The sequence below is a fragment of the Mycobacterium palustre genome (assembly GCF_002101785.1).
In the GTDB taxonomy this organism is placed as follows: Bacteria; Actinomycetota; Actinomycetes; order Mycobacteriales; family Mycobacteriaceae; genus Mycobacterium; species Mycobacterium palustre.
Genome location: NZ_LQPJ01000144.1, coordinates 59,954 through 70,216, shown reverse-complemented (window position 1 = coordinate 70,216; position 10,263 = coordinate 59,954). Strand labels below are relative to the sequence as shown.

Here is a 10,263-nt window from a genome sequence, read left to right as displayed (position 1 = left end):
TTCCCAAGCCGCTCTTTAGGAATCAACTCCACAACGCCGGCAGAAGCCCTCAAAGACATGCCCCCATCATCACAGCGGGGTACGACAAGTTTCGGCGGTCGATTCGTGCCGGGGCCGGAACCACTACGCGTACTGCAGTGTGGCGGTCCCGACGCCGGCGGCGGGGTCGGCGACCAAGGTGGCCAGCTGGCTTTGCAGCGTCGCCGTGGCCTCGCCCACCGTTTTGTCGCAGAAGCGGCAGTGCGCCTTGAAGTTTGGCTGCTCGGCCTCGTCGGGCCAGAAGCGCCGCGGCCCGACGGTCGCGCCCGGGTCGTACTGGACCGACTGATGCGGGGCCTCCTTGAGGATCCTGCCGACCGGATGCCGTTGCGGGCACTCGAGTTTGAGCACGCCGATGCCTTCTTGGTTGCCTACCATCGTCGACCGTCCTTCAGGTTCGTGGCCGTCACTGCGGCTGGATTTCGTTGGCGATGTTGACCGGAACCAGCGAGCCGTCGCCGCGGTGGTCGGTGGTGTCGCGGCATTCGCCGTCGACGTCGACCCACGCGTGGCCCTTCAGCTCCACTCCGGCCGGGGGTTTCGGCGGCACGGTGAGGATGATGTTGACGGGGCCCTTGCGCAGCGTCGGCGAGTGCGATTTAAAGTCGGAGTCGGTGCTCCAGCCGTCGGCGACCAGCGCCTTGATCACCGCCTGCGGGTCGGCCGGTTGGTCGTGCGGGACGCCGCCCACCCAGAACGACACCTTCGCGGCCCCCCGAAAAGGCGGCTGCCCCTGGTCATTACACGATTCGTAGCTGAACGTCGCCTCGGTCACCTGGCCGTGCACGGCGTTGACGATGTCGCGGGCGGCGTCGACGACCTGGGCGCGGGCCTGCTGCGGGGAGATCGGGTGACTCACCTCAGAGCACCCGCTCAGCGTCAGGCCGGCGGTCGCCGCGGCGGCCGCGATGCCTCGTGCCAGGTTCCACACTCGTCACGTCCTATCACACTCGCGGTTAGCCGGCCGGTCCGCTGTGGACGTGGCCGGTGGTTCCCTGCCGCAAGGCCTCGGGGTCGAACCAGCCGCCGACGCCGTATTCGCCGCGGTGGCGCGCGGTCATGCCGTCGTGCTGCAGCGCGTCGCCATGGCCGGACGCCACGTCGGCGATGCCGAACAACGACTCCGAGCCGTTGTCGAAGTAGTGGGAGTGGTCGTAGATCGGATTGGCGGTGTATTGCGGGTTTTCGGCCTTGAAGCGGGTCGAGCCGTAGCCGTCGACCGAGGGGTCGTCGCCCAGGCCGCCCAGCGTCGGGCCGATGAGGCCGGGCCCACGCACCTGACCCGGGGACCAGGTCACCGGGTCCGCCGACGCCGCGCCGACGTAGAGGTGCCCGCCCGGTGAGAGGTGGAAGTCGGCCGCCGAGTGCGCGAGGTCGGTGCCCGGGGAGCCGACGAGCACCACGTCGTTGCTGTGCATGCCGTAGGCCGCCGCGGCGTCCGAGACGACGGTCGATCCATAGGAGTGCCCGACGACGGTCATGTGCGTCGGCGCGCCCTGATGGGTGACCGCCAGGGCGTTGACGTCGGCGGACAGCAGCTGGCCGCCGGTGCGGGCCATGTTCGGCTCGTACAGGCCGGGGTCGTGCCAGGTGTTGGGGGCGTCGTAGCCCACCCACAGGACGACGGCCGTCTCCTTGCCCCAGTCGGCGCGCGCGGTCTCCTCGTAGAGGCGCACCCCGTCGGGGTTGGACAGCGTGCCCTCCCGCACGCCGGTGCCCAGCCCCTTGACCAGGACGGCAGTGTTGGCCGCGGTGTCGGGGTTGCCGATCGCGATGGCCCCGGCGCCCTCGCCGCCGAACGCTTCGGGCTGGTAGCGCAGCAGGTAGACGGGCGGGTGGTTGCCGGGCCACTTGTCGACGGCCTGTCCGGCCTTGGCCAGGCCGTCGCGGGCCTGACACGCGTTGCGGTAACGCAGGATCGCCGCCGGCGTGAGCCCGAACTTGCCGGGGTCGGCGAGCACGTCGGAGACGGTGACCCCGTTCTTGGCCAGGTCCTCGACGCGGCGCAGGTCGTCGTTCATCACCGCGTGGTTGACCGCCCCGCGCGCGTCGACGGGGATGCCGTTGAGGTTGCCCAGATCCGGCGGGTGGTCGGCGATCAGCTGTTGCTGTTGCTGCGGGGTCAGGGTCTGCCACCACCGGTTGACGTCCTCGGCGCTGCTGCCCGGCGGCGGAAGCGGCACGGGCTCTTGCGGTTTCGCCGGGGATTCCGGCGCGTCGAGGGCCTGGATGGCCGACGGGTCGTAGCCATCGGTGCGCAGGTTGGTCAGTGACCTGTCGAGGTAGTCGGAGTAGCCGGCGCGGACCGACTGCAGCTGGGCCAGCGCCGATTTGGTGTCGGCGATGGCGTCGTCTTCGCAGGTTCGGATGAACGCGTCGAGCGCGGATCGGTCCGCGGCGCTGAGGTGGTTGTCCTTCTCGATTTCGACGGCCTGGCCGATCTCGTCGTCGAGCTGCTGCAGCTGTCCCTCGAGGGTCGAGATCAGCGTCGCGCCGGTGCGTTGGGCCTCGGCCAGGGCGGCGGCGATGTTTTCCAGGTCGGCCGCGATCTTGGGCAGCTGCAGCGACTGCGCCCCCAGCGACCCGGCGACGCGCTGCACCTCGGCGGAGTCGTTGATCGGGTTCTCGCCGTTCTCGTGGTTCCACGACGACGCGAAGCGGCGACGGGCGTCGTCGAAGGCCTGGCTGGACTCGGCGGTGCAGCGGCCCGCGGCGTGGAATGCCTCGGCGAGATCCGAAATCTGCGCCGGCCGGCCCACCTGCAGGCTGTGCTCGATGGCCCAGGGGTCGCCGCCGGCCTCGGCGATGAGCGCCGGGATGCTTATGTAGCGCAGCTGCATGGCATCGCTCGCAGCGTGGCCGCCAACATAGCTACCCCTTCCCCCAGGCGGTGCTAACGCTACTACCGCGCGGCGGTGCACAGGTCACCAATTTGCTGTGCGGCATGGACCCGCTCGCGCCACGAGCCAGACACTTTGCCATCGATCGCGATTCGATTCGACCGGAGAGAATGACGGCGTAGAGACCGACGGTCGCCGGGTTATACCGACAAGGTCGTTGCGTCGAGGAGCGTGTAAATTCCTCAAGCCCGTCGGCGAGCGGCATTGGCCCCGACGGCGATCGCCAGTTCACCGAGGTTGCGGGCGCGTCGACGCGGTGGCCAAACTTCGAACCGTCCAGCACCAATTCCTCGTCTTTTTATTGGTTTGGCTGCTTCCGACGGCAATTTTTCGCTGACGAGATAGACCGCATCGCAGCAGAAGCCTGATGACTAGCCACTGCACCCAGCACCCCGGACAAAACCTGCAGGGGTCATGCCTGCTTAACCGATCGCTCAGCGATGAAGGTTTGTCGCAACTGCGGCGAGCAAACTTAGCTGGCTAAATCAATTAGCTACCTGACTGCGGGGCCGATACAGAACATGCTCTGAGGTGCCCGATGCAATGGTGGTCCCGGCTGGGATCGAACCAGCGACCTTCCGCGTGTGAAGCGGACGCTCTCCCACTGAGCCACGGGACCGGCGCCGAGAGGCGAACGACGTCGAAGACTAGCACGAGAACGGCCGCGCCAAACGCGCCACCGGGCGGTCACGCGCTAGCCTTGAGCCGCAACTTACCGGGAAATTTGTCTGCGCCGGTTCGCGTGGACTATCGTCGTCCTTCGCACCGGGCGACGATCTCGCTCGTTGCGCGCGGACGTAGCGCAGTTGGTAGCGCATCACCTTGCCAAGGTGAGGGTCGCGGGTTCGAATCCCGTCGTCCGCTCGAAGGTGCAAGTGGCATCAATCCCCAGCGGTGGAGTGGCCGAGTGGTGAGGCAACGGCCTGCAAAGCCGTGCACACGGGTTCGATTCCCGTCTCCACCTCCAAGCTTTTGACCCTCGGCGCGATTAGCTCAGCGGGAGAGCGCTTCCCTGACACGGAAGAGGTCACTGGTTCAATCCCAGTATCGCGCACCAGCTTTCCACCAGATCAGGCCCGGTTTCTACCGGGCCTTTTTCTCTGCATGCAATATGCGCGCGATAAGGCCGGGCTGGACTCCCTCGAGTCGCAAGCGCCCGCGCTAGGGGTCGCAAAGGTTACAAAAACCGATAGCCACGCTAATAATCTTTCGCGATCTGGCGGCAAAGGGCCCGCACTTCTGAAACGGCCGCCGGGTACCGGGGCCCGGAGTTACGATCTGCGCGTCGGTCTACAGATTCGAGGTAGCCATGAGCCGCCTTCAGCGTTTCATCATCGGGTTCGTTACGGCCGCTGCGTTGCTGATCGCCGCCGGCGGCTTCGCCGGCCTACCGACCGCGTCCGCTGATCCGATCTGCGGTACGCCGGGAACGCCACCGTGCGCGGGTCCTAGTCCGTTGACGCCTGAGCAGCAGTGCGCGCTCATCGCGTGGCGATCGTTGATGCCGTGCAACTGGCTGGGAATGCAGGTGCCCGTCGGCACGCCGGGGAGTTGGGATAACCCCCCGGCGCCACCGCCCCAGCCGTGAGAAGGGTTCCTCGTTAGCCAGCGTGCCTGACCGGTAGGTCGCCGGGTGGACAAATCGGTCCACCGAGGGTGAATTGCGGGGCCGCGGGGAAGTTGATAAGCCATTGATGCGCTGCCGGGACCTGGGGGGACCCGGCAGCGCGCCACCGTATGGGGTTAGATTCCGGCGGTGAGGTTCGTGCTGGCCTGCTACGGGAGCCGCGGCGACGTCGAGCCTTTCGCCGCGCTCGCCCGCGAGCTGGCCCACCGGGGCCACCAGGTGTCCCTCGCGGTCCCGCCCTACATGGTCGGCTTCGTCGAGTCGGCGGGCCTTGCCGCGACGAACTTCGGGCCGGACCCGCCGGCGTCGACGGCGCAGAACCCGATCCACGCGGTCACCGAAATCGTCGGGCATCTCACCGAGGCCTGCGCGCAGTGGGGCGCCACGCTGGCCGAGCTGGGGCGCGGCGCCGACCTGCTGGTGACGGGTCGCGGTGAGCAAGGCCTGGCGGCCAATGTCGCGGAGTACCACGGCATTCCGGCGGTCGCGCTGCACTTCTTCCCGGGAGACGGTCACCGCCCGTCCGGGCTGATCGGGCAGGTAACCAGGGACGCCGAAGACGCGCAACGCCGCCGGCTGGGGCTCGACCCGACGACGGAGGCCCCTGAGACAGCGCTGGAAATCCAGGCCTACGACCAAATCGGCTTTCCCGAGCTGGCCGCCGCCTGGGCGGAACAAGGCCGGCGACGCCCGTTCGTCGGCGCGCTGACGCTGCAGCTGCCGACCGACGCCGACGAGGACGTCGCGTCATGGATCGCCCACGGCCCCCCGCCGATCTACTTCGGCTTCGGCAGCGCCGTCAGGTTCGCATCGTCGGCCGCCACGGTCGCGGTGATCGCCGCGGCCTGCGCGCGGCTGGGCGAGCGCGCGTTGATCTGCACCGGTCCGAACGACGTCACCGGCCAGTCCGAAGACATCAAAGTCGTTGCGGCCGTGAATCACTCGGCGATACTTCCCGCGTGCCGCGCGGTCGTGCACCACGGCGGCGCCGGCACCACGGCCGCGGGTATGCGGGCGGGCATCCCCACCCTGATCCTCTGGCACGAGATCGACGATCAGCCGGTCTGGGCGGCGGCCGTCGAGCGCCTCGAGGTCGGGATCGGCCGGCCGTTCTGGAGCGCCTCAGAGCAGTCGCTCGTCGCGGACTTGCGCTCCATCCTGACCGCGGAGTGCACGGCGAAAGCCCGCGAGGTCGGCGCCAAGACGACGACGGCCGACGAGAGCGTCGCGATGACCGCCGACCTTCTGGAGGACACCGCCCGCGCGGGAACGTAGCGGCGCAAGGATTCCACAAGATTTTCGCCAGCGCGCGGCAAGTGGCCTCCAGCAACCTCATCGCTTGGGATCGGTAACGAGCCCCGACGAGGTGTAATGAGCACGACGCCGCATCAAGCGGCGCACGAACACAGAAAGGTGCACGATGCACGCCACCCACACGATGACGCGCGCCATTGCCGGGGCCCTGCTGTCCGCCGGCGTCGCGGTGACCGGATTCGGTCTCGCCGAGGCCACCGCTTCGGCTCGGCCCGGCCTCGCGCCGCAAGTCAAATGGTGCCCCGGCCAAGCCCTGCCGTCTTCCGGCGAGCCGATCACGTGGGACATGAGCGTGTGCCACGAATGGCACAGCATCTCGGACCCCGGCCACAACCCGCCGTACAAGGTCGTCGAGGGATCTCTGCCGCCGCAGCCCGGCTTCCCATTCCCCTGACGGTTCCCCTGACGGCGCCGGCCGGCGAGCGGTCAGCCGGCGCGTCCCCGGCGGGCCGCGTCCTCTAAAAGATCCGCGGCCCGCTCGAGGCTTTCCGCGCAAGTCGTCATCTGGCTTGCGACCTCGCGGGCGCGCGCGGCGTATCGCGGTGAAAGGAGGGCGCGCAGGTCGGCCACCAGCGATTCGGAGGTGGTGGCGGACAGCCGGCGGCCCCAGCCGACTCCCAGGCGTTCGACCCCGGCCGCCCAGACGGGCTGGTCGAGCCACTGCCACAGGATCAGCGTGGGGATCCCGGCCCGCAGACCCGCGGCGGTGGTCCCGGCCCCGCCGTGGTGGACCACCGCGCGGCAGGCCGGCAGGACGGCCTCATGGTTGACGGCGTCCACCACCAGCACGTGGTCGAGGCGCGGCCCGCCGTCGAAGTCGTTGGGCCCACTGCACACCAACGCCCGCTCCCCCAGCTCGGCGCACGCCGAACCGATCAACGCGACCGTGTCCGCCCCCGCGATCGGCGTGCTGCCGAAGCCGAAGCAGATCGGCGGCGTGCCCGCGGCGATCCACGACAGAACCTCGTCGTCGGCAGCCGCCGGCAGCCCGAGCGTCAGCGCCCCCACGAACGGCCGACCCGGTACCACCCATCCGGCGGCCGGACCGGGCAGACACATCTCGTCGTAGGCCTGTATCTCCAGCGCTGCGCGTGCCGCCTCGTCCAACTCCGGAAGGCCCAGCGCCCGGCGCTGGGCGTTGGCGGCTTCCCTCGTCATCGACGAATACAGCGGCCCGGTCGAGAAGATCCGTCGAGGAAAAAAGTGCAGCCCCGCCACCGGAATGCGTTGGGACTCAGCGACATTGGCGACGATCTCCTCCTCGTTGATGCCCGCCACCAGCAGGTCGGCGCCTTCGGCCAGCCGCGCCAGCACCTCGGTTTTCTCCGTCCAGACCGCGATGAGACGCTCCAACACGCCGGGCAGCGCGGCGAAGGGATTGGCCCCGCCGCGCGCGAATTCGTTGGCCGCGGCCAGCTGCTCGCGGGTGTCCCGCCCGTAGGCCACCGCGGCCAGCCCCGCCGCCTCGGCCAAGCCGAGCTTGTCGGGCGGCGCCGCCACGAGCACGTCGTGGCCGCGGCGCGATAGCTCCCGGGCGGCGGCCACGCAGGGCTCGACGTCCCCGCGGCTTCCGTAGGCGGCCACCACGAATTTCACGGCCGGAACGTAGCACCCGCCGACGAGTGAAACCGCCCGCGCAGGGGCATGCTTGACGGCATGCATGTGATCACCGGGGTCCGGGACCCCGCCGCGAGCTTTCCCCTCGAGACCACGGCCGACGACGCCCACGAGCGCCGCCAGGCCAACCGCGCCGTCGCCGTCAGCGCACTCGGATTGGCGCTCACCGGTCTCGTCGAGCTGGCCATCGCGCTGGTGTCGGGATCGGTCGCGCTGCTCGGCGACGCGCTGCACAACCTCTCGGACGTCTCGACCAGCGCGCTGGTGTTCGTCGGATTCCGGGCGTCGCGGAAAGTCCCGACCGAGCGCTACCCCTACGGCTACGAACGCGCCGAGGACCTCGCCGGCGTCGGCGTGGCGCTGGTGATCTGGGGCAGCGCCGCCGTCGCCGGGTTCGAAAGCGTCACCAAGCTGCTCCGTCACGGCGGCACCGGTCACCTGGGCTGGGGCATCGCCGCGGCGGCCGTCGGGATCGCCGGCAACCAGCTCGTCGCCCGCTACAAGCTGACGGTGGGCCGGCGGATCCGCTCGGCGACCATGGTGGCCGACGCCAAGCACTCCTGGCTCGACGCATTGTCCTCGGCAGGGGCGCTGCTGGGGCTGATCGGCGTGGCGCTCGGCTGGGGCTGGGCGGACGCGATCGCCGGCGTCGCGGTCACGGGGTTCATCTGCCACGTCGGCTGGGAGGTGACCGCCGACATCGCGCACCGCCTGCTCGACGGCGTCGACCCCGAAATCATCGCGACGGCCGAAACCGCCGCCACCGCCGTCCCCGGCGTCACGCACGCGCACGCGCGGGCGCGATGGACCGGGCGGACGCTGCGCGTCGAGGTGGAGGGGTTTCTCGACCCCGACACGCCGCTGGCGGCCGCCGACCGGATCGGGCGGGACGTGGCTTGCGCGCTGGCGCCGCGCATCCCGGACATGCACAGCTTCACGTGGAGCGCCCGGGCCGCTCCTAGCTAGGTCGGTCAGCCCTCGGCGAAGGTAACCCGTTGGGAGGGAAAGGATTTCACGACTTCGATCAGCTCGTCGGCCGCTTCCCAGTTCAACAGGTGCCCCGCGTCGGGCACGGAAACCCAGCCGGGCCCTGGGTATGCCCGCGGCGAGGCGGCGCGCTCCCCCGTCGGCCCGGCGGTGAGCCGTTCGCGCGGCGCCGCGCCCCACGCCGCCACGCCGGCCGCGCCGACGATCGCCGCGCCCTTCACGGCACGTCGATCCAAATCGTCAGTGCCCCAAAGGCAACCGCCATCAGCGTGAGCAGAACGGTATCCGGCGCATGCAGGCGCGGCGGCTCGGCGGCGCCCATTCGCAATTCGCGGGCGATCAAAAACAGCGGAAAAGCGACGCTGATGGCGACGAAGTAGCACGCGGCGATATAGGCCCACACGAAACGCACCTCGTGCTTCCTGGCTTCGATCACCATCAGGATGACCACGGCGATGCCCAGCATGAGGGCGTCGGCGGTGATGTTCCGCGAGGCCGGGGTGATTTTGGCGTCGCGCCAGAAGTTTACGAAGAAGTCGGTGGGGCTGTGGACGTAGGCGACGGTCTGGCTCCAGCATGCCACCAGGGCCACCGCCGCGATCACCCCGTAGACGGCGCACAGCACTTTGCGGGACGTGGGCATGTCAGGGCTCACTCGCCGACCGTACCCTCAGGCTTGGCCCGCGGCCCTCACCGCTGATGTGCTGCGGGCAACAGGCGCCCACGCGATCACCGTGAACCTGGCGGCGCCGTTGCCGGTAAATCCGTTGCGCTGCTGCAGGTTTCCCAGGATCTCATGCTCCGTCGACGCGGTGTCTGCCAGCGCGCGCACACGGTCGTGCCGGCCGATGTCGCCGCGGGTGCCGCCATCCCGACCTAAGTTAAGGGGGTGATTGCCACGCTGATCATTTTGGACGTCTTCGTCGGCATCCTCGCCATGGTTGGCCTCGCCGCCTTGTGGACCGCGGTGCGCGGGCGGCGTCGCACGGCCGGAACGAAGGGCGTCGCGCTGGTGAGCGAACGCCTGCAGCCGCGGCGCCGCAACATCGCCCGCTTCCAGGCCACGCTGCGGATCGTCGGGCCGGTGGTGCGCTACGACGTCGGGCTCGGCCTGCAGGCCGACGGCGCGCCGTTCGAGGCCTCCCCGCCCAGCCCGGCGACGCGCCCGTCGATGTGCTGCGACGACGAGGAATTGTCGTGGACCTTCGAGGTTCCCGACGACGACGTCGACCGGCTGTGGGTGGTGGCACGGTGGGTGGAGGCGCGCGGCCACGACCTCCGCGCGGCCGCGATCGCGCGCCGGCTGGGCACCTCCGAGACCTATGTGTGGAAGTGGTACGTCGGGCGGCTCGGCGGGTGGCGCAGGCAACGAAGCGAGATGGCGGCGCCGGCCGCGTTGCCGGCGATGCCCAGCCGGGGCACGGAGGACCGGGGCTAGGCGGTTACGGCGCCGGCTTGCCGCCCACGGCCGACAACGCCTGGGGGCAGTACACATTGGCGGCGATCGCGGTGAACCGGGCGGCGTTGTCGCCGTGCAGCCCCGAGTTCTGAGCCTGGACCTTCTTGACGACGTCGGCCATTTGCGTTCCCTGGCCGACCGCCTGGCACACCCATTTGCCGGCCGAGATCGCGCGGGCCGGATCGGGATAGGTGATGCCGGCCGCGTTGAGCGAGACGAGGAACGCGTCGTCGTTGCTGTCGGCGCGCGCGGATACCGCCATGCCGACGAGGGTGGCAAGGCTCGTCAGGGTCAGGAGCAGCGGCTTCACGGCCAGTGAT

The 10,263-nt window shown here is 69.6% G+C and carries 12 protein-coding genes and 4 tRNA genes; 8 read left to right on the top strand and 8 right to left on the bottom strand.

The features are described 5' to 3' along the window. Positions 1–123: 123 nt before the first annotated feature. From AWC19_RS26145 to AWC19_RS26130, 4 genes are all read right to left on the bottom strand, one after another. A complete protein-coding gene (locus AWC19_RS26145) occupies positions 124–417 on the bottom strand; it encodes a hypothetical protein (protein WP_085080984.1) in 294 nt (97 codons plus the stop codon). Positions 418–445: 28 nt separating this feature from the next. Continuing rightward, positions 446–970, bottom strand: coding sequence for a hypothetical protein (locus AWC19_RS26140; RefSeq protein ID WP_211285004.1), 525 nt, complete (start codon positions 968–970; stop codon positions 446–448). A 25-nt stretch (positions 971–995) separates the two neighbouring features. Continuing rightward, positions 996–2,879: a putative alpha/beta hydrolase gene (locus tag AWC19_RS26135; RefSeq protein WP_085080983.1), complete on the bottom strand. Its 1,884-nt coding sequence runs from the start codon at positions 2,877–2,879 to the stop codon at positions 996–998. A 604-nt stretch (positions 2,880–3,483) separates the two neighbouring features. Then, a tRNA-Val gene (locus AWC19_RS26130) sits at positions 3,484–3,558 on the bottom strand. Positions 3,559–3,730: 172 nt separating this feature from the next. Between AWC19_RS26130 and AWC19_RS26125 the strand changes: the two genes are divergently transcribed. From AWC19_RS26125 to AWC19_RS26100, 6 genes are all read left to right on the top strand, one after another. Then, positions 3,731–3,803 (top strand) — tRNA-Gly (locus tag AWC19_RS26125). A gap of 29 nt (positions 3,804–3,832) precedes the next feature. After that, positions 3,833–3,906, top strand: a tRNA-Cys gene (locus tag AWC19_RS26120). Positions 3,907–3,921: 15 nt separating this feature from the next. Continuing rightward, positions 3,922–3,996, top strand: a tRNA-Val gene (locus tag AWC19_RS26115). Positions 3,997–4,248: 252 nt separating this feature from the next. After that, on the top strand, positions 4,249–4,527 hold the full coding sequence (locus tag AWC19_RS26110; protein ID WP_085080982.1) for a hypothetical protein: 279 nt from the start codon (positions 4,249–4,251) through the stop codon (positions 4,525–4,527). A gap of 168 nt (positions 4,528–4,695) precedes the next feature. Further along, positions 4,696–5,841 (top strand): glycosyltransferase, encoded by a 1,146-nt coding sequence (locus AWC19_RS26105; RefSeq protein WP_085080981.1) that lies wholly within the window; start codon positions 4,696–4,698, stop codon positions 5,839–5,841. Between the two features lie 145 nt (positions 5,842–5,986). Continuing rightward, on the top strand, positions 5,987–6,274 hold the full coding sequence (locus AWC19_RS26100; protein WP_085080980.1) for a hypothetical protein: 288 nt from the start codon (positions 5,987–5,989) through the stop codon (positions 6,272–6,274). A gap of 32 nt (positions 6,275–6,306) precedes the next feature. On the opposite strand, the gene AWC19_RS26095 is transcribed toward AWC19_RS26100, so the two are convergent. Beyond that, positions 6,307–7,476, bottom strand: a complete 1,170-nt coding sequence (locus tag AWC19_RS26095) for a glycosyltransferase (RefSeq protein WP_085080979.1) — start codon at positions 7,474–7,476, stop codon at positions 6,307–6,309. Positions 7,477–7,536: 60 nt separating this feature from the next. Between AWC19_RS26095 and AWC19_RS26090 the strand changes: the two genes are divergently transcribed. Continuing rightward, a complete protein-coding gene (locus AWC19_RS26090; RefSeq protein ID WP_085080995.1) occupies positions 7,537–8,463 on the top strand; it encodes a cation diffusion facilitator family transporter in 927 nt (308 codons plus the stop codon). 5 nt (positions 8,464–8,468) lie between these two features. Here the strand turns inward: AWC19_RS26090 and AWC19_RS26085 are convergent, their stop codons facing one another. Both AWC19_RS26085 and AWC19_RS26080 read right to left on the bottom strand, forming a co-directional pair. Then, positions 8,469–8,705 (bottom strand): alpha/beta fold hydrolase family protein, encoded by a 237-nt coding sequence (locus AWC19_RS26085; RefSeq protein ID WP_085080978.1) that lies wholly within the window; start codon positions 8,703–8,705, stop codon positions 8,469–8,471. After that, complete coding sequence (locus AWC19_RS26080; RefSeq protein WP_085080977.1) at positions 8,702–9,127, bottom strand: DUF2834 domain-containing protein; 426 nt, start codon at positions 9,125–9,127, stop codon at positions 8,702–8,704. The genes AWC19_RS26085 and AWC19_RS26080 overlap by 4 nt, the downstream gene beginning before the upstream one ends. A gap of 246 nt (positions 9,128–9,373) precedes the next feature. Between AWC19_RS26080 and AWC19_RS26075 the strand changes: the two genes are divergently transcribed. Continuing rightward, on the top strand, positions 9,374–9,922 hold the full coding sequence (locus AWC19_RS26075; RefSeq protein ID WP_085080976.1) for a hypothetical protein: 549 nt from the start codon (positions 9,374–9,376) through the stop codon (positions 9,920–9,922). A 4-nt stretch (positions 9,923–9,926) separates the two neighbouring features. Here the strand turns inward: AWC19_RS26075 and AWC19_RS26070 are convergent, their stop codons facing one another. Further along, positions 9,927–10,205, bottom strand: a complete 279-nt coding sequence (locus AWC19_RS26070) for a DUF732 domain-containing protein (protein WP_245849345.1) — start codon at positions 10,203–10,205, stop codon at positions 9,927–9,929. Positions 10,206–10,263: the final 58 nt, after the last annotated feature.

Bases quoted from the DNA above. Each gene is read 5' to 3' on its own strand.
- AWC19_RS26145 (WP_085080984.1), bottom strand. From the start codon at position 417: ATGGTAGGCAACCAAGAAGGCATCGGCGTGCTCAAACTCGAGTGCCCG.
- AWC19_RS26135 (WP_085080983.1), bottom strand. From the start codon at position 2,879: ATGCAGCTGCGCTACATAAGCATCCCGGCGCTCATCGCCGAGGCCGGC.
- AWC19_RS26110 (WP_085080982.1), top strand. From the start codon at position 4,249: ATGAGCCGCCTTCAGCGTTTCATCATCGGGTTCGTTACGGCCGCTGCG.
- AWC19_RS26100 (WP_085080980.1), top strand. From the start codon at position 5,987: ATGCACGCCACCCACACGATGACGCGCGCCATTGCCGGGGCCCTGCTG.
- AWC19_RS26090 (WP_085080995.1), top strand. From the start codon at position 7,537: ATGCATGTGATCACCGGGGTCCGGGACCCCGCCGCGAGCTTTCCCCTC.
- AWC19_RS26080 (WP_085080977.1), bottom strand. From the start codon at position 9,127: ATGCCCACGTCCCGCAAAGTGCTGTGCGCCGTCTACGGGGTGATCGCG.
- AWC19_RS26070 (WP_245849345.1), bottom strand. From the start codon at position 10,205: ATGGCGGTATCCGCGCGCGCCGACAGCAACGACGACGCGTTCCTCGTC.